Source organism: Kluyvera sp. CHPC 1.251, assembly GCF_036759945.1.
Taxonomy (GTDB): Bacteria; Pseudomonadota; Gammaproteobacteria; order Enterobacterales; family Enterobacteriaceae; genus Kluyvera; species Kluyvera sichuanensis.
The window spans coordinates 188845-213037 of record NZ_JAPKIC010000006.1 but is presented as its reverse complement, the minus strand read 5'-3'; the positions used below and the strand labels follow the sequence as shown (position 1 = coordinate 213037).

General features: G+C 53.9%; 24 protein-coding genes and 2 tRNA genes. 20 read left to right on the top strand and 6 right to left on the bottom strand.

Features of this window, described 5'->3' with window-relative positions:
- The 4 genes from mlaC (at position 1) to murA (ending at position 2644) form a co-directional block, all read left to right on the top strand.
- Positions 1-636: a phospholipid-binding protein MlaC gene (gene mlaC / locus V6940_RS13900; RefSeq protein WP_185667802.1), complete on the top strand. Its 636-nt coding sequence runs from the start codon at positions 1-3 to the stop codon at positions 634-636.
- On the top strand, positions 636-926 hold the full coding sequence (mlaB, locus tag V6940_RS13895; protein WP_185667803.1) for a lipid asymmetry maintenance protein MlaB: 291 nt from the start codon (positions 636-638) through the stop codon (positions 924-926). The genes mlaC and mlaB overlap by 1 nt, the downstream gene beginning before the upstream one ends.
- A gap of 138 nt (positions 927-1064) precedes the next feature.
- Positions 1065-1319 (top strand): BolA family iron metabolism protein IbaG, encoded by a 255-nt coding sequence (gene ibaG / locus V6940_RS13890; RefSeq protein ID WP_035891140.1) that lies wholly within the window; start codon positions 1065-1067, stop codon positions 1317-1319.
- A 65-nt stretch (positions 1320-1384) separates the two neighbouring features.
- Entirely contained in the window at positions 1385-2644 is a 1260-nt protein-coding gene (murA, locus tag V6940_RS13885; RefSeq protein ID WP_333496259.1) for a UDP-N-acetylglucosamine 1-carboxyvinyltransferase, read from the top strand.
- 56 nt (positions 2645-2700) lie between these two features.
- On the opposite strand, the gene sfsB is transcribed toward murA, so the two are convergent.
- Together sfsB and ispB are read right to left on the bottom strand one after the other, a co-directional pair.
- Positions 2701-2976: a DNA-binding transcriptional regulator SfsB gene (gene sfsB / locus V6940_RS13880; RefSeq protein WP_333496258.1), complete on the bottom strand. Its 276-nt coding sequence runs from the start codon at positions 2974-2976 to the stop codon at positions 2701-2703.
- Positions 2977-3170: 194 nt separating this feature from the next.
- On the bottom strand, positions 3171-4142 hold the full coding sequence (gene ispB, locus V6940_RS13875) for an octaprenyl diphosphate synthase (RefSeq protein WP_333496257.1): 972 nt from the start codon (positions 4140-4142) through the stop codon (positions 3171-3173).
- 256 nt (positions 4143-4398) lie between these two features.
- Between ispB and rplU the strand changes: the two genes are divergently transcribed.
- From rplU to cgtA, 4 genes are all read left to right on the top strand, one after another.
- Positions 4399-4710 (top strand): 50S ribosomal protein L21, encoded by a 312-nt coding sequence (rplU, locus tag V6940_RS13870; RefSeq protein ID WP_003025032.1) that lies wholly within the window; start codon positions 4399-4401, stop codon positions 4708-4710.
- Positions 4711-4729: 19 nt separating this feature from the next.
- Complete coding sequence (gene rpmA, locus V6940_RS13865; RefSeq protein WP_035891128.1) at positions 4730-4987, top strand: 50S ribosomal protein L27; 258 nt, start codon at positions 4730-4732, stop codon at positions 4985-4987.
- 113 nt (positions 4988-5100) lie between these two features.
- Positions 5101-6066, top strand: coding sequence for a DMT family transporter (locus V6940_RS13860; protein WP_333496256.1), 966 nt, complete (start codon positions 5101-5103; stop codon positions 6064-6066).
- Between the two features lie 15 nt (positions 6067-6081).
- The gene (gene cgtA / locus V6940_RS13855; protein ID WP_220440883.1) at positions 6082-7257 is read left to right on the top strand and encodes an Obg family GTPase CgtA; all 1176 of its coding nucleotides are present in this window, start codon (positions 6082-6084) and stop codon (positions 7255-7257) included.
- Between the two features lie 124 nt (positions 7258-7381).
- Here the strand turns inward: cgtA and dacB are convergent, their stop codons facing one another.
- Complete coding sequence (dacB, locus tag V6940_RS13850; RefSeq protein WP_333496255.1) at positions 7382-8815, bottom strand: serine-type D-Ala-D-Ala carboxypeptidase; 1434 nt, start codon at positions 8813-8815, stop codon at positions 7382-7384.
- 246 nt (positions 8816-9061) lie between these two features.
- On the opposite strand from dacB, the gene greA reads away from it, so the two are divergent.
- A complete protein-coding gene (greA, locus tag V6940_RS13845) occupies positions 9062-9538 on the top strand; it encodes a transcription elongation factor GreA (RefSeq protein ID WP_220440885.1) in 477 nt (158 codons plus the stop codon).
- 154 nt (positions 9539-9692) lie between these two features.
- On the opposite strand, the gene yhbY is transcribed toward greA, so the two are convergent.
- Positions 9693-9986 (bottom strand): ribosome assembly RNA-binding protein YhbY, encoded by a 294-nt coding sequence (gene yhbY, locus V6940_RS13840; protein WP_185667939.1) that lies wholly within the window; start codon positions 9984-9986, stop codon positions 9693-9695.
- 126 nt (positions 9987-10112) lie between these two features.
- Between yhbY and rlmE the strand changes: the two genes are divergently transcribed.
- From rlmE to V6940_RS13810, 6 genes are all read left to right on the top strand, one after another.
- Complete coding sequence (gene rlmE, locus V6940_RS13835) at positions 10113-10739, top strand: 23S rRNA (uridine(2552)-2'-O)-methyltransferase RlmE (protein WP_035891117.1); 627 nt, start codon at positions 10113-10115, stop codon at positions 10737-10739.
- A gap of 103 nt (positions 10740-10842) precedes the next feature.
- Positions 10843-12774: an ATP-dependent zinc metalloprotease FtsH gene (gene ftsH, locus V6940_RS13830; protein WP_220440886.1), complete on the top strand. Its 1932-nt coding sequence runs from the start codon at positions 10843-10845 to the stop codon at positions 12772-12774.
- Between the two features lie 95 nt (positions 12775-12869).
- Entirely contained in the window at positions 12870-13718 is an 849-nt protein-coding gene (gene folP / locus V6940_RS13825; protein ID WP_333496254.1) for a dihydropteroate synthase, read from the top strand.
- Positions 13711-15048, top strand: coding sequence for a phosphoglucosamine mutase (gene glmM / locus V6940_RS13820; RefSeq protein WP_185667812.1), 1338 nt, complete (start codon positions 13711-13713; stop codon positions 15046-15048). Before folP ends, glmM begins: the two co-directional genes overlap by 8 nt.
- Positions 15049-15273: 225 nt before the next feature.
- Positions 15274-15606 (top strand): preprotein translocase subunit SecG, encoded by a 333-nt coding sequence (secG, locus tag V6940_RS13815; protein ID WP_333496253.1) that lies wholly within the window; start codon positions 15274-15276, stop codon positions 15604-15606.
- 13 nt (positions 15607-15619) lie between these two features.
- A tRNA-Leu gene (locus V6940_RS13810) sits at positions 15620-15706 on the top strand.
- Between the two features lie 107 nt (positions 15707-15813).
- Here the strand turns inward: V6940_RS13810 and V6940_RS13805 are convergent.
- On the bottom strand, positions 15814-16350 hold the full coding sequence (locus V6940_RS13805; protein ID WP_333496252.1) for a carboxymuconolactone decarboxylase family protein: 537 nt from the start codon (positions 16348-16350) through the stop codon (positions 15814-15816).
- 116 nt (positions 16351-16466) lie between these two features.
- Between V6940_RS13805 and V6940_RS13800 the strand changes: the two genes are divergently transcribed.
- On the top strand, positions 16467-17372 hold the full coding sequence (locus V6940_RS13800; protein ID WP_333496251.1) for an AraC family transcriptional regulator: 906 nt from the start codon (positions 16467-16469) through the stop codon (positions 17370-17372).
- A 123-nt stretch (positions 17373-17495) separates the two neighbouring features.
- On the opposite strand, the gene argG is transcribed toward V6940_RS13800, so the two are convergent.
- Positions 17496-18839, bottom strand: coding sequence for an argininosuccinate synthase (gene argG, locus V6940_RS13795; protein ID WP_333496250.1), 1344 nt, complete (start codon positions 18837-18839; stop codon positions 17496-17498).
- 334 nt (positions 18840-19173) lie between these two features.
- Between argG and V6940_RS13790 the strand changes: the two genes are divergently transcribed.
- The 4 genes from V6940_RS13790 (at position 19174) to infB (ending at position 24145) form a co-directional block, all read left to right on the top strand.
- A tRNA-Met gene (locus tag V6940_RS13790) sits at positions 19174-19250 on the top strand.
- Positions 19251-19458: 208 nt separating this feature from the next.
- Positions 19459-19911 carry a ribosome maturation factor RimP gene (gene rimP / locus V6940_RS13785; RefSeq protein ID WP_333496249.1) on the top strand — a complete coding sequence of 151 codons (453 nt, stop codon included), beginning with the start codon at positions 19459-19461 and terminating at the stop codon, positions 19909-19911.
- A 28-nt stretch (positions 19912-19939) separates the two neighbouring features.
- The gene (gene nusA, locus V6940_RS13780; protein WP_202217112.1) at positions 19940-21427 is read left to right on the top strand and encodes a transcription termination factor NusA; all 1488 of its coding nucleotides are present in this window, start codon (positions 19940-19942) and stop codon (positions 21425-21427) included.
- 24 nt (positions 21428-21451) lie between these two features.
- Entirely contained in the window at positions 21452-24145 is a 2694-nt protein-coding gene (gene infB, locus V6940_RS13775) for a translation initiation factor IF-2 (protein ID WP_333496248.1), read from the top strand.
- The last annotated feature ends 48 nt before the right edge of the window (positions 24146-24193 follow it).

Below are 24193 nucleotides of genomic sequence, written 5' to 3'. Positions count from 1 at the left end.
ATGTTTAAACGTTTACTGATGGTTGCCATGCTGGTGATTGCGCCGTTGACGGCGGCCACTGCGGCAGACCAAACCAACCCTTATAAGCTGATGAATGAAGCGGCACAGAAGACGTTCGATCGCCTGAAGAATGAACAACCGAAGATTCGTTCTAATCCGAACTACCTGCGCGATGTGGTCGATCAGGAACTGCTGCCGTACGTACAGGTGAAATACGCCGGTGCGCTGGTGCTGGGCCGTTACTACAAAGACGCGACCCCTGCGCAGCGTGACGCCTACTTCACCGCGTTCCGTGAATACCTGAAGCAGGCATACGGTCAGGCGCTGGCGATGTACCACGGCCAGACCTACCAGATTGCGCCAGAGCAGCCGCTGGGTGATGCGACCATCGTACCTATCCGCGTCACCATCATCGACCCTAACGGCCGCCCTCCGGTGCGCCTGGACTTCCAGTGGCGTAAAAATACTCAGACGGGTAACTGGCAGGCGTATGACATGATTGCGGAAGGGGTGAGCATGATCACCACCAAGCAGAACGAATGGAGCGACCTGCTGCGCACTAAGGGCATTGATGGCCTGACCGCACAGCTGAAATCCATTTCTGCACAGCCAATCACCCTGGATCAGAAAAAATAATGGCCGAACCGCTAAGCTGGAAGCGCGACGGTGAACGCCTGGCGCTGCACGGTGAACTGGATCAGGATTTTCTGGTGTCCCTGTGGGATGCCAGAAGTGAAGCCACACAGGGCGTGTCGGTTCTCGACCTCAGTGGCCTGAGCCGTGTCGATACGGCTGGCCTGGCGCTGCTGGTGCATCTGGTTGAGCTTATCCGCGCACAGGGTCGTACCCCGAGCCTGGAAGGGGTAAGCGAAAAACTGGTGACCCTGAAAAGCTTGTACAACCTGCCGGAAGGCATGATCCCCTAACAGTTTCAGCACGTTACTGTTGTGGTTTCTGACAAAGCCCCATCAATCTCAACGATGGGGCTTTTTGCTTGTTTAAGACCGCGCCACTTTCCTCTAAGATGTGGGGCTTGTTTTCACTCTCAAATGAAATGCGAACCTATGGAAAATAATGAAATTCAGACCGTGCTGATGAACGCACTCTCCCTTCAGGAAGTTCTCGTTTCTGGCGATGGCAGCCACTTCCAGGTTATTGCCGTGGGTGAGATGTTTGATGGCATGAGCCGGGTTAAGAAGCAGCAGACGATCTATGGCCCGCTGATGGAGTACCTTGCGGACAACCGCATTCATGCCCTGTCGATCAAGGCGTACACCCCACAAGAGTGGGCACGCGATCGCAAACTCAACGGTTTTTGAGCCAGGGGAAAAGTGTGCGCACTTTTCCGGTGGCGAACGTGAATACTTAACAGAGATTAGATTTGATGGATAAATTTCGTGTGCAGGGGCCAACCCGCCTTCAGGGCGAGGTCACCATTAGCGGTGCTAAAAATGCTGCCCTGCCGATTCTTTTTGCCGCTTTGCTGGCAGAAGACCCGGTAGAAATCCAGAACGTACCAAAGCTGAAAGACGTTGATACGTCCATGAAGCTGCTGACTCAGCTGGGTGCAAAAGTTGAGCGTAACGGCTCGGTGTGGATTGACGCGGGATCGGTAAACGTCTTCTGTGCGCCATACGACCTGGTGAAAACCATGCGTGCTTCTATCTGGGCGCTGGGGCCGCTGGTGGCGCGTTTTGGCCAGGGTCAGGTTTCTCTGCCGGGTGGTTGCACCATCGGTGCGCGCCCGGTCGACCTGCATATTTCTGGTCTCGAGCAGTTGGGCGCAGAAATTAAGCTGGAAGAAGGCTACGTCAAAGCAAGCGTTAACGGCCGTCTGAAAGGCGCGAATATCGTGATGGACATGGTCAGCGTTGGCGCGACCGTTACCATCATGTCCGCCGCGACGCTGGCAGAAGGTACCACCATCATTGAAAACGCCGCACGCGAGCCGGAAATCGTCGATACGGCGAACTTCCTCAACGCCATGGGCGCTAAGGTAACGGGTCAGGGTACCGACCGCATCACCATCGAAGGTGTTAAGCGTCTGGGTGGCGGTGTCTACCGCGTTCTGCCTGACCGTATTGAAACCGGCACCTTCCTGGTGGCGGCTGCTATTTCCGGTGGGAAAATTGTCTGCCGCAACGCGCAGCCGGATACTCTGGATGCCGTTCTGGCGAAGCTGCGTGAAGCCGGTGCCGACGTCGAAGTCGGTGAAGATTGGATCAGCCTGGACATGCACGGCAAGCGCCCGAAAGCGGTGAACGTGCGTACCGCGCCACACCCGGCATTCCCGACTGACATGCAGGCCCAGTTCACCTTGCTGAACATGGTTGCGGAAGGCACTGGCGTGATCACTGAAACGGTCTTCGAAAACCGCTTCATGCACATTCCAGAACTTATCCGTATGGGCGCACGTGCAGAAATCGAAAGCAACACCGCGATTTGCCACGGCGTTGAGCAGCTCTCCGGGGCTCAGGTGATGGCAACTGACCTGCGCGCCTCTGCAAGCCTCGTGCTGGCGGGCTGTATCGCCCAGGGCACCACAATCGTTGACCGCATCTATCACATCGATCGCGGCTACGAGCGTATTGAAGATAAACTGCGCGGCTTAGGCGCGAATATCGAACGTATCAAAGGCGAGTAATCGCAACGGTTATTCAAGCGCCCACAGATCCTGGTGGGCGCTTCTCTCTTAATATCTCACTTATTTTCCTGCTTACTGTGCCGAATAGACAGTGTTCTGTCGATAAACACATGGGTGACCGGATCGTGGTAGCGCGATGGCCAAATAATCCATGGGTCCGTTTCCAGCACTTTGGCAATGATCATCTCGCCTTTCGGCCACGGGCGCGAAAGCACGTTGGCTAAGGTGGATGAACTTAGCCCGTTCTTACGTGATTCTGCTGCCATTGATGTGCCTTTTTTACGTAACCCCGCGATAATGTCGGCGGGATGCCAGTCACTAAACTGCTCCATACTTCCTCCCTGAAAACGGTCATTAACTCATTACGTTGAGTGAAGAATATACTGTAGCGTTCTTTTCGGTAAGTTCATAAAGAGTTCTAGTAAGTTTAATTAAATTAGGAAAACATCAAATTTATGGCAAAAAAAAGCGCCTTTCGGCGCTTTCGGGAACTTTTTGGTGTTATCGCAGGAACGCGAACCGGGGATTAACGATCGCGCTGAACGGCGATATGGGCCAGCCCGATAAGCCCATCGCGCCACGGCGTATCCGGCAGAGACGCCAGGGAAGCAATCGCTTTGTCAGCTTCTTCCTCGGCGCGCTGACGCGTCCACTCCAGTGAACCGCAGGCGGCCATCGCTTCCAGCACTGGTTCAAGCAGATGGCGGCCGTTGCCTTGTTCGATAGCACCGCGAATCAACTGCGCCTGCTCCGGGGTGCCGTTACGCATAGCGTGCAGTAGCGGCAGCGTCGGTTTGCCCTCGTTGAGGTCGTCACCCACGTTTTTACCCAGCGTTTCACCGTCGGCGCTGTAGTCGAGCAGATCGTCAATCAACTGGAAAGCCGTGCCGAGATAGCGGCCATAGTCCTGCAGCCCTTTCTCTTGCTCCGGTGTGCAGTCGGCAAGCAGACCTGAACACTGCGCTGCCGCTTCGAACAGACGCGCGGTTTTGCTGTAGATAACGCGCATGTAGTTCTCTTCGGTGATGTCCGGGTCGTTAACGTTCATCAGCTGAAGGACTTCGCCTTCGGCAATGACGTTAACCGCTTCAGACATCACTTCCAGCACCTTTAGTGAACCAAGGCTGGTCATCATCTGGAAGGCGCGCGTATAGATAAAGTCGCCAACCAGCACGCTGGCTGCGTTGCCAAAGGCCGCATTTGCCGTCGCTTTGCCGCGACGCATATCGGACTCATCGACAACGTCGTCGTGCAGCAGCGTTGCGGTATGAATAAATTCGATCAGCGCAGCGATAGTGACGTGGGCATTTCCCTGATAGCCAACGGCACGGGCGGCCAGTACAGCGATCATCGGACGAATCCGTTTCCCGCCGCCGCTGACGATGTAATAGCCAAGCTGATTGATCAATTGGACGTCCGAGTTGAGCTGCTCAAGAATCGTCGCATTGACACCCGCCATATCCTGCGCGGTTAACTCATTGATTTGTTGTAGATTCATCGCAAAAGCCGGGCTTAATGTCCTGTTTACCACTTATCCATATGGGATAACGAAGGTTTTACGTTAGCGTTGTAGATACGATTGTACTGAAAAAACGCCCCAGATAAACGTTGCTGTGCAGGTTGTATTTTTTTTCTGCATGTATTGACGGTAGCACTTGTCAAAGACTCGCGTTTTGCGTAATATTCGCGCCCTATTGTGAATATTTATAGCGCACTCTGAATCACATAAAGTTGTGCGCGGAAGCGGAGTTTATATGTACGCGGTTTTCCAAAGTGGTGGTAAACAACACCGAGTTAGCGAAGGTCAGACCGTTCGCCTGGAAAAGCTGGACATCGCAACTGGCGAATCTGTTGAATTCGCTGAAGTTCTGATGATCGCAAACGGTGAAGAAGTCAAAATCGGCGTTCCTTTCGTTGATGGCGGCGTTATCAAAGCTGAAGTTGTTGCTCACGGTCGTGGCGAGAAAGTTAAAATCGTTAAGTTTCGTCGTCGTAAACACTACCGTAAGCAGCAGGGCCATCGTCAGTGGTTCACTGATGTGAAAATTACTGGCATCAGCGCTTAAGTTAAGGGGAGCAGATTAAATGGCACATAAAAAGGCTGGTGGCTCGACTCGTAACGGTCGCGACTCAGAAGCTAAACGTCTTGGCGTAAAACGCTTTGGCGGCGAATCCGTTCTGGCTGGTAGCATCATCGTTCGTCAACGTGGTACTCAGTTCCACGCTGGCTCTAACGTAGGCTGCGGCAAAGACCACACTCTGTTTGCTAAAGCAGACGGTAAAGTGAAATTCGAAGTGAAAGGCCCGAAAAACCGTCGTTATATCAGCATCGTTGCTGAATAAGTTTTTCGCGTCCCGGTAACGGATGAAAGCCCCGCAACGTGTTGCGGGGCTTTTTACATTCGACGCCAGAAAAATGATGGGTTGTACCACCGTTTCAGGGCAGGGAATCCGGTATGAAGCAGCAGGCGGGCATTGGCATTCTATTGGCGCTCACCACAGCAGTATGCTGGGGCGCACTTCCGATTGCCATGAAGCAGGTTCTGGAGGTCATGGAGCCGCCCACAATCGTCTTCTACCGCTTTCTGATGGCAAGCTGTGGCCTGGGCCTCATTTTGTCCTGGAAGCGCAAGCTGCCCTCTTTGCGGTTGTTTCGCGACCCACGCTGGCTTGTACTGCTGCTTATCGCTACCGGCGGGCTGTTCGGTAACTTTGTCCTGTTTAGCTCGTCGCTGCAGTACGTGAGTCCGACGGCATCTCAGGTTATCGGTCAACTCTCGCCCGTCGGGATGATGATCGCCAGCGTCTTTATCCTCAAAGAGAAGATGCGCGGTACGCAGATAGTCGGCGCAATCATGCTTATCTGCGGGCTGGTGATGTTCTTTAACACCAGCCTGATTGAAATTTTTACCCGTCTGACTGATTACACCTGGGGTGTGATTTTTGGGGTCAGTGCGGCGATGGTTTGGGTGAGCTACGGCGTCGCGCAAAAGGTGTTATTGCGGTGTCTGGCATCACAACAGATCCTCTTTTTATTGTACACTTTATGTACTATTGCATTGCTGCCATTAGCGAAGCCTGAGGTTATCGGGCAGTTGAGCGACTGGCAGCTAGCCTGTCTGATCTTCTGTGGTCTGAACACACTGGTCGGTTATGGTGCGCTGGCGGAAGCCATGGCGCGCTGGCAGGCGGCACAGGTGAGCGCGTTAATCACGCTGACTCCCCTGTTTACACTGTTATTTTCAGATTTATTATCAATGGCCTGGCCCGATTTCTTCGCCAGACCGATGTTGAACCTTATTGGTTACCTCGGTGCGTTTGTCGTGGTTGCGGGCGCGATGTATTCCGCCATTGGTCATCGTCTTTGGGGGCGGTGGCGTAAGCGTGAAGCGGTTGTTCCGTTACCCCGCGCAGGCGAATGATTTACGGAGAGTAAAATGAAGTTTGTTGATGAAGCAACGATCCTGGTCGTAGCAGGTGATGGCGGTAATGGTTGCGTAAGCTTCCGCCGTGAAAAATATATTCCACGTGGCGGCCCTGACGGCGGCGACGGCGGTGACGGCGGCGACGTCTGGATGGAAGCCGATGAGAACCTGAACACCCTGATCGACTACCGTTTCGAAAAATCCTTCCGCGCTGAACGCGGTCAGAACGGTGCAAGCCGTGACTGTACCGGTAAACGCGGTAAAGACGTCACCATCAAGGTGCCGGTCGGTACGCGTGTTATCGATCAGGGCACTGGTGAAACCATGGGCGACATGACCAAACACGGTCAGCGTCTGATGGTCGCTAAAGGTGGCTGGCACGGCCTGGGTAACACCCGATTCAAATCGTCCGTTAACCGTACGCCGCGTCAAAAGACCATGGGTACACCGGGCGATAAGCGCGACCTGCAGCTCGAACTGATGCTGCTGGCTGACGTGGGTATGCTGGGTATGCCAAATGCCGGTAAATCGACCTTTATCCGTGCGGTTTCCGCAGCGAAGCCTAAAGTGGCTGACTATCCGTTTACTACCCTGGTACCAAGCCTTGGCGTGGTACGTGTAGACAACGAGAAGAGCTTTGTGATCGCCGATATTCCAGGGCTGATTGAAGGCGCATCCGAAGGCGCTGGCCTCGGTATCCGCTTCCTGAAGCACCTTGAGCGCTGCCGCGTACTGCTGCACATCATCGATATCGATCCGATCGACGGTTCCGATCCGGCTGAAAACGCAAAAATCATCATTGGTGAGCTTGAGAAATACAGCGAGAAGCTGGCGAGTAAGCCACGCTGGCTGCTTTTCAACAAGATCGACACCATGGATAAAGCGGAAGCTGAAGCTAAAGCCAAAGCGATTGCCGAAGCAATGGGTTGGGAAGATAAGTACTACCTGATCTCCGCGGCAAGCCAGGTCGGCGTGAAAGACCTGTGCTGGGACGTGATGAACTTCATCATCGAGAACCCAATTGCTCAGGCCGAAGAAGCGAAACAGCCAGAGAAAGTCGAGTTCATGTGGGATGACTACCATCGTCAGCAGCTGGACGAAGTCGCCGCAGAAGCTGAAGACGAAGAGTGGGATGACGATTGGGATGAAGACGACGAAGAAGGCGTTGAGTTCATCTACAAACGTTAATTCAACGTCCTCTGTAGCCCGGCCGAACGAAGTGACGCCGGGAGCTCCCTGAGCGGGTGTTATCACACCTTGTTCGGGCTACAAATATCAAATAAAAAGGGCCGCGTCTGCGGCCCTTTTTTTATCAGTTATTCTGATAGATATCTTTGTACAGCCGGCTCTCAAAGCGTACCAGCGGAATGCGTCGATTACGCTGATCCGCCGGCGGTACCGCGTATCCCGACAGATACTGCACAAACGCCATGCGCTGCCCGCTAGCGGTAGTGATAAAGCCCGCCAGGTTGTATACGCCCTGCAGTGAACCGGTTTTTGCCGAAACCTTCCCATCTACGCCAGCCTGATGCAGACCTGCGCGGTACTGTAGCGAACCGTCGTGTCCGGCAAGCGGCAGCATTGAGATGAAGTCCAGCTCGTTATCATGCTGTGCGATGTACTGCAGCGCCTGCATCATGGTAGCTGGCGCCAGCAGGTTATGGCGCGACAGGCCGGAGCCGTCAGCGATAATCGTGTTGCCTAAATCCACGCCGGCCTGCTGACGCAGAATCTGGCGAACCGCGTCGGAACCCGCGCGCCAGGTGCCCGGTACGCCAAAGCGTGAATGACCAATCATGCGAAATACGGTGTCAGCAATCATGTTGTCTGACTTTTTCAGCATGATTTTCAGCAGGTCGTGCAGCGGCGCCGACTGCTTGCTGGCAATGACCGTCCCCGGCTCGTTTACCAGCGTCTGGCGCAGCAGGGTACCGGTATAGGTGATCCCGGCCTGCTTCAACTCGTCTTTGATAATCGCCCCGGCGTAGCTGGCGCCATCCTGAATGGCGAATGCCAGCGGCAGCGGGTCAGCGCGCTGTGGCAGGCAGCCGGTGAGCGTATAGCGGTTCAGGTCGCCAGGTACGACGTCCAGCTCGCAGTATTGTGCTTCCGGCGAGCCTTTGGCCAGCGTACGTACCTGGCTGAACATGGTCACCGGGTAGTAAGAGGCAATGCGAATAAACGCCAGATCGTTAGCTTTCTGGGCGCTATAAAGTGAAATCGAGAAGCAGTTGCGGTCGATAATAGCGGCCGCTGGGGGGGCGCTAAAGCACTGGGTCATATCGTTCCACGGCCAGCCTGGGGCTTTATCGTGGCTGGCGAAGATGGAGGTATCGATCAGCACGTTACCGTCAATATTCTGTACGCCTGACTTTTTCAAGGTGGCGACCATATTGCGAATATCCTGGCGTTTTAACGTCGGATCGCCGCCGAATCGCGCAATTAAGTCGCCCTTCAGGGTGCCGTTGTCCACGCTGCCTTTGCTCTCAAGCGTGGTGGTAAAGCGGAAATCCGGGCCAAGCTGGAGCAGGGCGGCCAGCGCGGTGAGCACCTTTTGGGTACTGGCCGGCAGCGCCATCTGCTGACCGTGATAATCAATCAGCGGCGCGGGTGCGCCCACTTTCTGTACCAGAAGCGCGAGGTTGGCCCCGTCGGGAAGCTGATTGATATATTCATCAACATTCGCGGCCTGAACGCTAAACGCTATACTGGTAGTCAATCCGATGATAAATCTAGGAAATCGCATATTCTCGCGCTAACAACCTGGAAACAAGCCGTCATACTACGGCGCAACGCCCTGTAAAGTAAACGATGACCCGTAGTGAACTTCGGGGTAAAATACGTATCAAATTAAAAATTGCTGCTGACCTGGGACTTCGTACCCGGGTCGGTTTTCTTTTGCTTCTGGCCTGGTGTTGATAGCGACCCAGGCGGGCTTAGCAGCCGGAGCGGGGCGAACCGCTCCCTACAGGAATGTTTAAGAGGTATAACAATGCAAGCTATTCCGATGACCCTTCGTGGTGCAGAAAAACTGCGTGAAGAGCTGGACTTTCTGAAGTCAGTTCGCCGTCCAGAAATCATTGCGTCTATCGCTGAAGCGCGCGAGCACGGCGACCTGAAAGAGAACGCAGAGTATCACGCTGCCCGCGAGCAGCAGGGCTTCTGCGAAGGTCGTATCAAAGATATCGAAGCGAAGCTGTCTAATGCGCAGGTTATCGATATCACCAAGATCCCGAACAACGGTCGCGTGATCTTCGGTGCCACCGTGAAGGTGCTGAACCTGGATAACGACGAAGAGCAGACTTATCGCATCGTGGGTGATGACGAAGCCGACTTCAAACAGAACCTGATTTCCGTCAACTCGCCGATTGCGCGTGGGCTGATCGGCAAAGAGCAGGATGATGTGGTAACTATCCGTACCCCGGGTGGTGAAGTTGAATTCGAAATCATCAACGTGGATTATCTGTAAAATTTGTTCAACACTGAAATTATTGAGCAAGTGTAAAGATAAGAAAAAGGCCGCATAGCGGCCTTTTATCAAGCATAAGAGCGTGGCATGTTGCTAGCCCTCGTAGAGAAAATCCCTCATTTAACACAATGTTGTGTCAGAAATTAGGATATTCTTAACGTGGCAACGAGATTTTGCGTTCTTTACCAGGGCGATAAAGCACCAGTATCTTACCGATGACCTGTACATTACAGGCGCCGGTTTCGCGAACGATAGCGTCCACAATCAAAGTTTTGGTCTCTCTGTCTTCCGAGGCGACTTTCACCTTGATAAGTTCATGGTGCTCTAACGCTAGTTCAATCTCGGCCAGTACCCCTTCGGTCAAACCATTGTTGCCAAGCATAACGACAGGCTTGAGCGAATGTGCGAGACCTTTCAGGTGCTGTTTTTGTTTAGTACTCAGATTCATCGTATATTTTTGCTTACGTTGGGATTGAAAACGGGTCATTCTACCGCCATCTCCCATATATCGCCAAACGATGCGTAGAAATTTACGCCGAAAGGCTACGATGAACTGCCCCGATGGGAATGTTAAATGACAGGTAAAAAGCGTTCTGCCAGTTCAAGCCGCTGGCTTCAGGAACACTTTAGCGATAAATATGTTCAAGAGGCACAGAAAAAGGGGTTACGTTCCCGTGCCTGGTTTAAACTTGATGAAATACAGCAAAGTGACAAACTTTTTAAACCGGGGATGACGGTTGTCGACCTCGGTGCCGCACCGGGAGGCTGGTCACAGTATGTGGTCACGCAGATTGGTGGCAAAGGCCGCATTATCGCTTGCGATCTTCTACCTATGGATCCAATCGTTGGTGTGGACTTCCTTCAGGGCGATTTTCGTGATGAACTCGTGATGAAGGCATTACTGGAACGCGTTGGTGACAGTAAAGTACAAGTTGTCATGTCAGATATGGCACCAAACATGAGCGGAACGCCGGCGGTTGACATCCCCCGGGCCATGTATCTGGTGGAACTGGCGCTTGAAATGGCTCGTGATGTGTTAGCGCCGGGCGGAAATTTTGTTGTGAAAGTGTTCCAGGGCGAAGGCTTCGATGAGTATCTAAGGGAAATTCGCTCCCTGTTTACGAAGGTTAAAGTTCGTAAGCCGGACTCTTCTCGTGCGCGTTCACGTGAAGTGTACATTGTAGCGACCGGGCGAAAGTGATAGACGGTGGTTTTTCAAACGAAAGTTTGAAAGAAACTGGATATAGAGTATCCTGACGCTGTTTTTAACACAGTTGTAATATGAGGTTAATCCCTTGAGTGACATGGCGAAAAACCTAATACTCTGGCTGGTCATTGCCGTTGTGCTGATGTCAGTATTCCAGAGCTTTGGGCCCAGCGAATCGAACGGCCATAAGGTGGATTATTCTACCTTCCTGCAAGAGGTCAATAACGACCAGGTTCGCGAAGCGCGTATCAACGGACGTGAGATCAACGTTACCAAGAAAGATAGTAACCGTTACACGACTTACATCCCGGTTAACGATCCGAAGCTGCTTGACAACCTGCTGACGAAAAACGTCAAAGTGGTTGGTGAGCCGCCTGAAGAACCAAGCCTGCTGGCTTCTATCTTCATTTCCTGGTTCCCGATGCTGCTGCTGATCGGCGTCTGGATCTTCTTCATGCGCCAAATGCAGGGCGGCGGTGGCAAAGGTGCCATGTCGTTCGGTAAGAGCAAGGCGCGCATGCTGACGGAAGACCAGATTAAAACCACCTTTGCCGATGTTGCAGGCTGCGACGAAGCGAAAGAAGAGGTGGGTGAGCTGGTTGAGTACCTGCGTGAACCGAGCCGTTTCCAGAAGCTGGGCGGTAAAATCCCGAAAGGCGTGCTGATGGTTGGCCCTCCGGGTACCGGTAAAACGTTGCTGGCAAAAGCGATTGCTGGCGAAGCGAAAGTACCGTTCTTCACCATTTCCGGTTCTGACTTCGTAGAAATGTTCGTGGGTGTCGGTGCATCTCGTGTGCGTGACATGTTCGAGCAGGCTAAGAAAGCGGCACCGTGCATCATCTTCATCGATGAAATCGACGCCGTAGGCCGCCAGCGTGGCGCAGGTCTGGGTGGCGGTCACGATGAACGTGAGCAGACGCTGAACCAGATGCTGGTTGAGATGGATGGCTTCGAAGGTAACGAAGGTATCATCGTTATCGCAGCGACTAACCGTCCAGACGTACTTGACCCAGCCCTGCTGCGTCCAGGTCGTTTCGACCGTCAGGTTGTGGTCGGTCTGCCGGACGTTCGTGGTCGTGAACAGATTCTGAAAGTGCATATGCGTCGCGTACCGCTGGCACCTGATATTGATGCAGCAATCATTGCTCGTGGTACCCCTGGTTTCTCCGGTGCAGATCTGGCGAACCTGGTGAACGAAGCGGCACTGTTTGCAGCGCGCGGCAACAAGCGCGTGGTATCGATGGTTGAGTTCGAAAAAGCGAAAGACAAAATCATGATGGGTGCGGAACGTCGCTCTATGGTGATGACGGAAGCGCAGAAAGAATCTACCGCTTACCACGAAGCAGGCCACGCCATTATCGGTCGCCTGGTACCGGAACACGATCCGGTGCATAAAGTGACGATTATCCCACGCGGTCGTGCGCTGGGTGTGACCTTCTTCCTGCCTGAAGGCGACGCTATCAGCGCTAGTCGTCAGAAACTGGAAAGTCAGATCTCCACCCTGTACGGCGGTCGTCTGGCAGAAGAAATTATTTACGGCGTAGAACATGTTTCTACCGGTGCGTCGAACGACATTAAAGTTGCGACTAACCTGGCGCGTAACATGGTGACCCAATGGGGCTTCTCCGACAAACTCGGTCCGCTGCTGTACGCGGAAGAAGAGGGCGAAGTATTCCTGGGCCGCTCCGTCGCGAAAGCGAAACACATGTCCGATGAAACCGCGCGTATCATCGACCAGGAAGTTAAAGCGCTTATCGAACGTAACTACGCTCGTGCTCGCCAGCTTCTGAACGACAACATGGATATTCTGCATGCAATGAAAGATGCGCTCATGAAATATGAGACCATCGATGCACCGCAGATTGACGACCTGATGGCTCGCCGCGACGTGCGTCCGCCAGCAGGCTGGGAAGAACCAGGTTCATCCAATAACTCTGGCAACACGGGTAAACCAAGTGCGCCACGTCCGGTTGATGAACCGCGTGCTCCGGACTCTGGCACCATGTCAGAGCAGCTGGGCGACAAATAAGTTATCCCATCGTTGATGACTGTGCTTCACCTGAAACCCTGGGGCTTGCTCCAGGGTTTTTTTATGCCACCAATAAGAACTCAGAAGGATTCGCTATGAAACTCACCGCCCAGGGCTCCATCCTGGATCTTTCCCATCCACACGTGATGGGGATCCTCAACGTTACGCCGGATTCGTTCTCCGACGGCGGCACGCACAATACGCTGGTTGAGGCGGTGAAACATGCGAACCTGATGATTAACGCCGGCGCGACGATCATCGATGTCGGCGGCGAATCGACGCGCCCTGGGGCGCTGGACGTCAGCGTTGAAGAAGAACTGGCGCGAGTGATCCCGGTGGTTGAAGAGATTGCCCAGCGCTTCGAAGTGTGGATTTCTGTGGATACCTCCAAACCTGAGGTGATCCGTGAATCAGCCCGCGTCGGCGCACATATCATCAACGATATCCGCTCGCTCAGCGAACCGGGCGCCCTGGAAGCCGCAGCGGAAACCGGGCTGCCGGTGTCGCTGATGCACATGCAGGGCAATCCAAAAACCATGCAGGAAGCGCCGAAATACGACGATGTCTTTGCCGAGGTGAATCAGTACTTTGTGGAGCAGATCGCGCGTTGTGAAAAGGCGGGTATCGGAAAAGATAAATTGTTGCTCGACCCGGGGTTCGGTTTCGGTAAAAATCTCTCCCACAATTACGCATTACTCGCTCGCCTGTCAGAATTTCATCATTTCGGTCTGCCGCTGTTCGTCGGCATGTCGCGGAAATCGATGATTGGCCAACTGCTGAATGTGGGGCCATCAGAACGCCTTAGCGGCAGCCTGGCGTGTGCGGTGATTGCAGCTATGCAGGGCGCGCATATCGTTCGCGTCCACGATGTCAAAGAAACTGTTGAGGCGATGCGTGTGGTCGAAGCCACGCTGTCTGCGAAGGGAAAAAAACGTTATGAGTAATCGCAAGTATTTTGGTACCGATGGGATCCGTGGCCGCGTAGGCGATGCGCCAATCACTCCTGATTTTGTCCTGAAACTCGGTTGGGCGGCGGGTAAAGTGCTGGCAAGCCACGGCTCGCGTAAAATCATTATCGGTAAAGATACCCGCATCTCTGGCTATATGCTGGAGTCTGCGCTGGAAGCGGGTCTGGCGGCAGCGGGCTTATCTGCCTCCTTCACCGGCCCGATGCCAACGCCTGCGGTTGCTTATCTGACCCGCACCTTCCGCGCGGAAGCTGGCATCGTTATCTCTGCCTCGCATAACCCGTTCTATGACAACGGCATCAAGTTCTTCTCCATCGACGGCACCAAACTGCCGGACGAAGTGGAAGAAGCGATTGAAGCCGAAATGGAAAAAGAGATCACCTGTGTGGACTCAGCCGAGCTGGGTAAAGCCAGCCGCATCGTCGATGCTGCGGGCCGCTACATCGAGTTCTGCAAAGGGACCTTCCCGAACGAACTGAGCCTCAACCACCTGAAAATCGTCGTTGACTGCGCGAACGGCGCCACCTACCACATTGCGCCGAACGTACTGCGCGAGCTGGGGGCGAACGTGATTGCTATTGGCTGTGAGCCAAACGGTGTGAACATCAACGAAGAAGTGGGTGCCACCGACGTGCGTGCGCTGCAGGCGCGCGTGCTGGCGGAAAAAGCCGATCTGGGGATCGCGCTGGACGGCGACGGCGACCGCGTCATCATGGTTGACCATGAAGGCAACAAAGTCGATGGCGATCAGATCATGTACATCATCGCACGCGAAGCGCTGCGACAGGGCCAGCTGCGCGGTGGTGCGGTAGGTACGCTGATGAGCAACATGGGTCTGGAAGTGGCGCTGAAGCAGCTGGGTATTCCATTCACCCGCGCGAAAGTGGGCGACCGCTACGTGCTGGAAAAAATGCAGGAGAAAGGCTGGCGTATCGGGGCGGAAAACTCCGGTCACGTTATCCTGCTGGATAAAACCACTACCGGTGACGGCATCGTGGCTGGCCTGCAGGTCGTTGCGGCGATGGTGCGCAACCACATGAGCCTGCACGATCTGTGCAGCGGCATGAAGATGTTCCCGCAGGTGTTGGTTAACGTACGCTACACCGACGGTAAATCCAACCCGCTGGAAAATGAGGTCGTGAAAGCGACGGCAGCGGAAGTGGAAGCGGCGCTGGGTAACCGTGGTCGCGTGCTGCTGCGTAAATCCGGCACCGAGCCGCTGATTCGCGTCATGGTGGAAGGTGAAGAAGAAGCGCAGGTCACCGCGTTCGCACACCGCATTGCCGATGCGGTAAAAGCGGTATAACCGAGATGTAAGTGATTAAAAAGGTGGCGCTTGCCGCCTTTTTATTGCTGATTATGCGTTGTTTTGCTGTTTTTTTCCGCAGTTGATACAATGTGTCGAAATTGCCCTTGCGAAGGTCATTCGCTTTGGTTAGTATTCACACCCGCTTCAGTGGGAAACATAAACATCCCGCTTTATTGGTAGAAGCACTTGGTACGCGGTGTCCCCGCAAGGAACAGGTTGATTATGTACGAAGCTCTTTTAGTTGTTTTCCTTATTGTAGCGATTGGCCTTGTGGTCCTCGTTATGCTGCAGCAAGGTAAAGGCGCTGATATGGGAGCCTCCTTTGGAGCAGGCGCTTCCGCTACGCTGTTTGGTTCTAGTGGTTCTGGTAATTTCATGACCCGCATGACCGCTGTGTTTGCGACGCTGTTCTTCATTATCAGTCTGGTACTGGGCAACATCAACAGTAACAAGACCAATAAAGGAAGCGAGTGGGAAAATCTGACTGCGCCTAAGACTGAGCAAACTACTCAGCCAGCGGCACCGGCACAGCCGACCAGCGATATCCCGCATTAATAGTAGTATCCGTGCTGAGGTGGTGGAATTGGTAGACACGCTACCTTGAGGTGGTAGTGCCCTAACGGGCTTGTGGGTTCGAGTCCCATCCTCAGTACCAATATTCCGAAAGAAAGACGCTGAAAAGCGTCTTTTTTTTCGTCTGTAGAAAACCACCGTGATTTTATAGGCCGGATAAGGCAACGCCGTTATCCGGCACGCTTCGGCTTAGTCAGCCTTTGGGAAGTCAACCACGGTGTCGTTCACTCGGTTCACCATATTGGTAAACAGAATAGCGCTGATGGCGCTGATGGCTTCGATCACCTGACGGTCGCTGAACCCGGCGTTACGCAGAGCGACAACATCGGCTTCCGGCAGCGTACCCGTGGTGGTCACCAGCGTTTGCGAGAATTTAGCCAGCGCGTCGAGATGGACATCTTCGGCATACTCTGCACGGCGCAGTTCGCGAATCTGTTCACTGCTGAAGCCGGCTTTTTTCGCCATCATGCTGTGGGCTGCCAGGCAGTAATCGCAGCCGGTGGCTTCGCTCACCGCCAGGTTGATGGTTTCCAGCTCCTTCGCGTTCAGACTCCCCTTATGCAGCATGGCGTTGTGCGCCAGCGCCTGTTGCAGCGACTCCGGTGAATGCCCACCGATGGTCAGGTAGGCATTTGGCACTTTCCCCATCGCTTTTTTAATCCCGCCAAAAATCTCTGCGGCTTTACCTGTTGCATCTTGTTCACGAATTTCTGCTAAACGGCTCATGACATACTCCTGTTACTAGAGGGTTTGTAGTGGCAATGACGTCATCTTAGAGGAGTTGATCGTGCTAGACTGGCGCTCTTCGTCTCATCTTTTTGTCTTATCGTCTCAGGAGTATTATGGATAGCCTTAGCCATCTCTTGACGCTGCTGGCTCCGCGCTGCGAAGTGAACCTTCACTGCCGCTTCGGTGGGCGCTGGCAGGCGGGGCATGATCAGATGCGTGCCGGCATCGTGCCCTGGCATTTTGTGCTGCGGGGGGAAGGGCGTCTTACCGTGGGGAATCAAACCCGGCACATGCGTGCGGGAGATGTCATCCTGTTGCCCCACGGCTCGCCGCATCTGATGGAAAGCCTGGTGGAGTGGGGGCAGGTTCTGCCGGTGGCTCACCGTTTTAACGGCACGCTAACCGAAATGCGTACCGGCAGCGAGAGTGATGCGCTGGAGATGCTGTGCGGCGAGTTCTATTTTGGTCCACACGTTAGCTGGCTGTTCGCCGAAGAGTCGGAGCTAATTCATCTGCACACCCACGAGCGTGAAGATTGCCCGGAGCTGGAGTTTCTGCTCAACGTGCTGGTGCGCGAAAGCCTGGCCGAGCATCCCGGCGGCAGTGCGATTGTGCGAAGCCTCGGCGATACGCTGCTGGTTCTGCTGCTACGAACACTGTTGGGTGCAGAGGAGCCGCCGGGCGGTTTACTGCGTCTGATGCGTGATGAACGCTTGATGCCCGCGGTGTTAGCCGTTCTGGCCACGCCGGAACAGCCCTGGACGATGGAAAGCATGGCTGCCCGTGCCTTTTTATCGCGCGCGACCTTTGCCCGCCACTTTTCCCGCGCTTATCACCTGACGCCGCAGGTCTGGCTTACCCAGTTACGTATGGCGATGGCCGCCCGATTGCTGCACCAGGACCGACAGGCCCGGCTCGATGTCATTGCTGAACGCTGCGGATTCCAGTCGCTGGCATCGTTCTCAAAAACCTTCAAAAAGCACTATGGCCAGACGCCAGGAGAATGGCGGCGTCGATAGGGCACGCCCTTGATTTTTTGGTAGCCCAGCCAGCCACAGTGACGCCGCGAACTCTGTGACCCCAGGCAATCCCCAGACGCAAAAAAGGCCGCAAATGCGGCCTTTTACTTTCTCAACGCAGGCTTATTTGCCTTTGTTTTCCAGGTTCTCAACCTGCGGCAGGCCGGTAGCGGAAGAGGCGGTCAGTAGACCGGTCTTCGCGTAGCCGAACAGCTTCTCGCGGGTATCGGTGATATCCAGGTTACGCATGGTCAGCTGGCCGATACGATCGTCTGGAGAGAACACGGACTCGCCTTTTTCCATCGTCAGACGCTCAGCCTTGTAGGTCAGGTTGTCAGACACGGTGTTCAGGATGGTGTAGTCGTTACCGCGACGCAGTTCCAGCGTCACTTCACCGGTAATCTGGCTGGCAACCCAACGCTGCAGAGAGTCACGCAGCATCAGCGCCTGAGAGTCAAACCAGCGGCCCTGATACAGCAGACGACCCAGTTGACGGCCGTGAGCGTGATACTGCTCGATGGTATCTTCGTTGTGGATACCGGTCAGCAGACGCTCGTAGGCAATGTGCAGCAACGCCATCCCCGGGGCTTCGTAGATGCCACGGCTCTTCGCTTCGATGATACGGTTTTCAATCTGGTCGCTCATGCCCAGACCGTGGCGGCCGCCGATGCGGTTTGCTTCCAGCATCATTTCGACATCGTCGCTGAAGGTTTTACCGTTCAGCGCTACCGGGTGGCCTTGCTCAAAGCGTACGGTCACCTCTTCCGCTGGGATCTTCACGTTCTCGTCCCAGAACTTCACGCCCATGATCGGGTTAACAATCTTCACGCTGGAGTTCAGGAACTCAAGGTCTTTCGCTTCGTGAGTGGCGCCCAGCATGTTGGAGTCGGTGGAGTAGGCTTTCTCAACGGACATCTTGTAGTCAAAGCCGCAGGCAATCATGAATTCAGACATTTCATGACGGCCGCCAAGCTCGTCGATAAAGTCGGTATCGAGCCACGGCTTGTAGATTTGCAGCTCGGCGTTGGTCAGCAGGCCGTAACGATAGAAACGTTCGATATCGTTACCTTTATAAGTACTGCCGTCACCCCAGATATTAACGCCATCTTCTTTCATCGCGGCAACCAGCATAGTACCGGTCACGGCACGGCCCAACGGGGTGGTGTTGAAGTAGGTCAGACCGCCGGTGGTGTTATGGAAGGCACCACACTGAATCGCGGCGATACCTTCAGCAACCAGCTGTTTACGGCAGTCGATCAGGCGAGCGTTCTCTGCGCCATATTCCATAGCACGACGAGGGATCGCATCATAATCTTCTTCGTCAGGCTGGCCCAGGTTTGCAGTATATGCATAAGGGACAGCTCCTTTTTGTCGCATCCACAGCAGCGCTGCGCTGGTGTCGAGACCGCCAGAGAAGGCGATACCAATACGTTGACCTGCTGGAAGATGCTTGAGAATCGTCGTCATAAAGTAAAACCCTGCTTGATTGACTGAAGGAGAAGTTGCTTTCGCTGTCAGTGAATTTTTATGCAAAATAAATGAGTTTTCATTTAATCATGTTTTGGCTGGCACCGGAAGGGATTCATGCATTTTTATTCAAAAAATCCGCGCCGTCAGCGCCGGTCGCCACCATTACCATACCGCGATGGCGTACGCATTTCTTCTGCATAGAATGTGAGGTTGACAAGCTGTGATCGAGGTCACTATACTGTAGGTCGATTTTACGTCCCGTCCTCGGTACCAAATCCCAGCATTATTTGCACTTTTTGCTCAAAACGAGTAAAATTTGCCACGTTTCAGGCGCGGGGTGGAGCAGCCTGGTAGCTCGTCGGGCTCATAACCCGAAGGTCGTCGGTTCAAATCCGGCCCCCGCAACCACTTTCCCTTAGAGTTCATTTTCAAATATACTGTGGAGACTTAGGCCTTCGTAGCTGGATTTGAAAAAAAATTCTTTCGGAAGGTTCTCCAGGCCGCAGTTGCGGCTATAGGGTTCAGTTATCTAAAGCCCCGATTTATCGGGGTTTTTTGTTATCTGACTACAGAATAACTGGGCTTTAGGCCCTTTTTTTATGTCTTGGGGGTGGGTTTGTCCACATTAGAGCAAAAATTAACAGAGATGATTACAGCGCCGGTTGAAGCCCTGGGCTACGAACTGGTCGGCATCGAATTTATTCGCGGTCGCACATCCACACTGCGCATCTATATTGATAGTGAAGATGGCATCAATGTTGATGATTGTGCTGATGTGAGCCACCAGGTAAGTGCGGTGATGGACGTTGAAGATCCTATTACTGTGGCTTACAACCTGGAAGTTTCCTCTCCGGGCCTCGACCGTCCTATGTTCACTGCTGAACACTATGTGCGTTTCATGGGTGAAGAGGTTGCGCTGGTCCTGCGTATGGCGGTTCAGAACCGTCGTAAATGGCAGGGCATTATTAAAGCGGTAGACGGTGAGATGATCACCGTGACAGTCGACGGTAAAGATGAAGTGTTCGCGCTGAGTAACATCCAGAAGGCGAACCTGGTTCCCCACTTTTAACAGTCTGGATTGAGGTGAAAAGCCCGCGATGAACAAAGAAATTTTGGCCGTTGTTGAAGCCGTTTCCAACGAAAAATCACTGCCACGCGAGAAAATTTTTGAAGCGCTGGAAAGTGCGCTGGCTACAGCAACGAAGAAAAAATACGAACAAGAGATCGACGTTCGCGTTGAAATTGACCGTCGTAGCGGTGATTTCGACACCTTCCGTCGTTGGGTTATTGTCGAAGAAGTGACCCAGCCGACTAAAGAAATCACCCTCGAAGCGGCACGCTTCGAAGACGAAAGCCTGAACGTGGGCGAATACGTTGAAGATCAGATCGAATCTGTCACCTTCGACCGTATCACGACCCAGACGGCAAAACAGGTTATCGTACAGAAAGTACGTGAAGCTGAACGCGCAATGGTTGTTGACCAGTTCCGTGAGCATGAAGGTGAGATCATCACCGGCGTGGTGAAGAAAGTTAACCGCGACAACATCTCTCTGGACCTCGGTAACAACGCTGAAGCGGTTATCCTGCGTGAAGACATGCTGCCGCGTGAAAACTTCCGTCCAGGCGACCGTATTCGCGGCGTTCTGTACTCCGTACGTCCGGAAGCGCGCGGCGCGCAGCTCTTCGTCACCCGTTCTAAGCCAGAAATGCTGATCGAACTGTTCCGCATTGAAGTGCCAGAAATCGGTGAAGAAGTTATCGAAATCAAAGCCGCTGCTCGCGATCCGGGCTCTCGTGCCAAAATCGCTGTGAAGACCAACGACAAACGTATCGACCCAGTCGGTGCTTGCGTTGGTATGCGCGGCGCGCGTGTTCAGGCGGTCTCTACCGAGCTGGGCGGCGAACGTATCGATATCGTGCTGTGGGACGACAACCCGGCGCAGTTCGTGATCAACGCGATGGCTCCGGCTGACGTGGCATCCATTGTGGTTGACGAAGACAAACACACCATGGATATCGCGGTTGAAGCGGGTAACCTGGCGCAGGCGATTGGCCGTAACGGTCAGAACGTCCGTCTGGCTTCTCAGCTGAGCGGCTGGGAACTCAACGTCATGACCGTTGATGACCTGCAGGCGAAGCACCAGGCTGAAGCACACGCGGCTATCGATACCTTCACTAAATATCTCGATATTGATGAAGATTTCGCTACCGTGCTGGTTGAAGAAGGCTTCTCCACGCTGGAAGAACTGGCCTACGTGCCAATGAAAGAACTGCTGGCTATTGATGGCCTGGATGAAGACACCGTTGAAGCACTGCGCGAGCGTGCTAAAAACGCACTGACCACTCTGGCACTGGCCCAGGAAGAGAGCCTCGGTGATAATAAACCGGCTGACGATCTGCTGAATCTGGAAGGATTGGATCGTGAGATGGCCTTCAAACTGGCTGCCCGTGGTGTTTGTACGCTGGAAGATCTCGCCGAACAAGGTATTGATGATCTGGTGGATATCGAAGGCTTAACCGACGAGAAAGCCGGTGAGCTAATTATGGCTGCCCGTAATATCTGCTGGTTCGGTGACGAAGCGTAATAAACTGTAGCAGGAAGGAACAGTATGACAGATGTAACCGTAAAAACGCTGGCTGCAGAAATACAGACCTCCGTGGATCGCCTGGTACAGCAATTTGCTGATGCGGGCATCCCGAAGGGCGCTGATGACTCTGTGTCCGCACAAGAGAAGCAAACCTTACTGGCGCATCTGAACCGTGAAAATGGTTCTGCTCCAGATAAGTTGACTTTGCAGCGCAAAACGCGCAGTACTCTCAACATTCCAGGTACCGGTGGAAAAAGCAAATCGGTACAAATCGAAGTCCGCAAGACACGCACCTTTGTGAAACGCGATCCGCAAGAGGCTGAACGCCTGGCCGCGGAAGAGCAGGCGCAGCGTGAAGCGGAAGAGCAAGCCCGTCGTGAAGCTGAAGAAGCAGCTAAACGCGAGGCGCAACAAAAAGCTGAACGTGAGGCCGCAGAAAAAGCTAATCGTGAAGCCGCTGATAAAGCGAAACGTGAAGCTGCGGAAAAAGACAAAGTGAGCAATCAACAGACCGACGATATGACCAAAACTGCCCAGGCCGAAAAAGCCCGCCGTGAAAATGAAGCTGCCGAGCTGAAGCGCAAAGCGGAAGAAGAAGCACGTCGCAAGCTTGAAGAAGAAGCGCGCCGCGTAGCGGAAGAAGCTCGCCGTATGGCAGAAGAAAACGAGAAGAATGGTGTGAATACCGCCGCTGAACCGTCTGAAGACACCAGCGACTACCACGTCACCACTTCTCAGCACGCCCGCCAGGCTGAAGACGAAAACGACCGTGAAGTTGAAGGCGGCCGTGGCCGTACTCGCAGCACGAAAGCGGCTCGCCCTGCTAAGAAAGGTAACAAACACGCCGAATCCAAAGCCGATCGTGAAGAAGCGCGCGCCGCTGTTCGCGGTGGTAAAGGCGGCAAGCAGCGTAAAGGTTCCGCACTGCAACAGGGCTTCCAGAAGCCAGTTCAGGCCGTTAACCGTGACGTTGTGATTGGCGAAACCATCACCGTTGGCGATCTGGCTAACAAGATGGCGGTGAAAGGCTCTCAGGTCATCAAAGCGATGATGAAGCTGGGCGCAATGGCCACCATCAACCAGGTCATCGACCAGGAAACCGCACAGCTGGTTGCCGAAGAGATGGGCCACAAAGTTATCCTGCGTCGTGAAAACGAGCTGGAAGAAGCGGTAATGAGCGACCGTGACACCGGTGCAGCGGCTGAACCGCGCGCACCAGTTGTGACCATCATGGGTCACGTTGACCACGGTAAAACCTCTCTGCTGGACTACATTCGTTCTACGAAAGTGGCCTCTGGCGAAGCGGGCGGCATTACCCAGCACATCGGTGCATATCACGTTGAAACTGAAAACGGGATGATCACCTTCCTGGATACCCCGGGTCACGCCGCGTTTACCTCCATGCGTGCTCGTGGTGCTCAGGCAACGGATATCGTTGTTCTGGTTGTTGCAGCTGACGACGGCGTGATGCCGCAGACCATCGAAGCAATCCAGCACGCGAAAGCGGCGCAGGTGCCTCTGGTTGTTGCTGTGAACAAAATCGATAAGCCAGAAGCCGATATGGATCGCGTGAAGAACGAACTGTCTCAGTACGGTGTTATGCCGGAAGAGTGGGGCGGCGAATCGCAGTTCATCCCAGTATCTGCAAAAGCGGGTACCGGTATCGACGACCTGCTGAATGCTATCCTGCTGCAGGCTGAAGTTCTGGAGCTGAAAGCGGTTCGTAAAGGTATGGCAAGCGGTGCGGTTATCGAATCCTTCCTGGATAAAGGTCGTGGCCCAGTCGCTACCGTCCTGGTTCGTGAAGGTACCCTGAACAAGGGCGATATCGTGCTGTGTGGCTTCGAATACGGTCGCGTTCGTGCGATGCGTAACGAACTGGGTCAGGAAGTACTGGAAGCGGGTCCATCCATTCCAGTGGAAATCCTGGGTCTGTCCGGTGTTCCGGCTGCCGGTGACGAAGTGACCGTCGTTCGTGACGAGAAGAAAGCGCGTGAAGTTGCTCTGTATCGTCAGGGTAAATTCCGTGAAGTTAAACTGGCTCGTCAGCAGAAATCTAAACTCGAGAACATGTTCGCCAACATGACCGAAGGCGAAGTTCACGAAGTGAACATCGTACTGAAGGCCGACGTACAGGGTTCTGTGGAAGCGATCTCCGACTCCTTGCTGAAACTGTCTACCGACGAAGTGAAAGTGAAGATCATCGGTTCTGGCGTAGGTGGTATCACCGAAACCGACGCGACCCTGGCTGCAGCATCCAATGCTATCCTGGTTGGCTTCAACGTACGTGCTGATGCCTCTGCACGTAAAGTTATCGAGTCAGAAAGCCTGGATCTGCGCTACTACTCCGTCATCTATAACCTGATCGACGAAGTGAAAGCGGCAATGAGCGGCATGCTGTCCCCAGAACTGAAACAGCAGATCATTGGTCTGGCTGAAGTTCGTGACGTGTTCAAATCACCGAAATTCGGTGCGATCGCGGGCTGTATGGTTACCGAAGGTACCATCAAGCGTCACAACCCAATCCGCGTTCTGCGCGACAACGTGGTTATCTATGAAGGCGAGCTGGAATCCCTGCGCCGCTTCAAAGATGACGTTAACGAAGTCCGTAACGGCATGGAATGTGGTATCGGCGTTAAGAACTACAACGACGTTCGCGTTGGCGATATGATCGAAGTGTTCGAAATCATCGAAATCCAACGTACCATCGCTTAATCTTCGTTAAGATTGTCGATTGTAGGCCGGGATCGCCTCGTGCAACCC

Bases quoted from the DNA above. Each gene is read 5' to 3' on its own strand.
- murA (WP_333496259.1), top strand. From the start codon at position 1,385: ATGGATAAATTTCGTGTGCAGGGGCCAACCCGCCTTCAGGGCGAGGTC.
- greA (WP_220440885.1), top strand. From the start codon at position 9,062: ATGCAAGCTATTCCGATGACCCTTCGTGGTGCAGAAAAACTGCGTGAA.
- mlaB (WP_185667803.1), top strand. From the start codon at position 636: ATGGCCGAACCGCTAAGCTGGAAGCGCGACGGTGAACGCCTGGCGCTG.
- yhbY (WP_185667939.1), bottom strand. From the start codon at position 9,986: ATGAATCTGAGTACTAAACAAAAACAGCACCTGAAAGGTCTCGCACAT.
- folP (WP_333496254.1), top strand. From the start codon at position 12,870: ATGAAACTCACCGCCCAGGGCTCCATCCTGGATCTTTCCCATCCACAC.
- rpmA (WP_035891128.1), top strand. From the start codon at position 4,730: ATGGCACATAAAAAGGCTGGTGGCTCGACTCGTAACGGTCGCGACTCA.
- ibaG (WP_035891140.1), top strand. From the start codon at position 1,065: ATGGAAAATAATGAAATTCAGACCGTGCTGATGAACGCACTCTCCCTT.
- mlaC (WP_185667802.1), top strand. From the start codon at position 1: ATGTTTAAACGTTTACTGATGGTTGCCATGCTGGTGATTGCGCCGTTG.
- infB (WP_333496248.1), top strand. From the start codon at position 21,452: ATGACAGATGTAACCGTAAAAACGCTGGCTGCAGAAATACAGACCTCC.
- V6940_RS13860 (WP_333496256.1), top strand. From the start codon at position 5,101: ATGAAGCAGCAGGCGGGCATTGGCATTCTATTGGCGCTCACCACAGCA.
- V6940_RS13800 (WP_333496251.1), top strand. From the start codon at position 16,467: ATGGATAGCCTTAGCCATCTCTTGACGCTGCTGGCTCCGCGCTGCGAA.
- ispB (WP_333496257.1), bottom strand. From the start codon at position 4,142: ATGAATCTACAACAAATCAATGAGTTAACCGCGCAGGATATGGCGGGT.
- cgtA (WP_220440883.1), top strand. From the start codon at position 6,082: ATGAAGTTTGTTGATGAAGCAACGATCCTGGTCGTAGCAGGTGATGGC.
- glmM (WP_185667812.1), top strand. From the start codon at position 13,711: ATGAGTAATCGCAAGTATTTTGGTACCGATGGGATCCGTGGCCGCGTA.
- nusA (WP_202217112.1), top strand. From the start codon at position 19,940: ATGAACAAAGAAATTTTGGCCGTTGTTGAAGCCGTTTCCAACGAAAAA.
- rplU (WP_003025032.1), top strand. From the start codon at position 4,399: ATGTACGCGGTTTTCCAAAGTGGTGGTAAACAACACCGAGTTAGCGAA.
- ftsH (WP_220440886.1), top strand. From the start codon at position 10,843: ATGGCGAAAAACCTAATACTCTGGCTGGTCATTGCCGTTGTGCTGATG.
- dacB (WP_333496255.1), bottom strand. From the start codon at position 8,815: ATGCGATTTCCTAGATTTATCATCGGATTGACTACCAGTATAGCGTTT.
- rlmE (WP_035891117.1), top strand. From the start codon at position 10,113: ATGACAGGTAAAAAGCGTTCTGCCAGTTCAAGCCGCTGGCTTCAGGAA.
- argG (WP_333496250.1), bottom strand. From the start codon at position 18,839: ATGACGACGATTCTCAAGCATCTTCCAGCAGGTCAACGTATTGGTATC.
- secG (WP_333496253.1), top strand. From the start codon at position 15,274: ATGTACGAAGCTCTTTTAGTTGTTTTCCTTATTGTAGCGATTGGCCTT.
- sfsB (WP_333496258.1), bottom strand. From the start codon at position 2,976: ATGGAGCAGTTTAGTGACTGGCATCCCGCCGACATTATCGCGGGGTTA.
- V6940_RS13805 (WP_333496252.1), bottom strand. From the start codon at position 16,350: ATGAGCCGTTTAGCAGAAATTCGTGAACAAGATGCAACAGGTAAAGCC.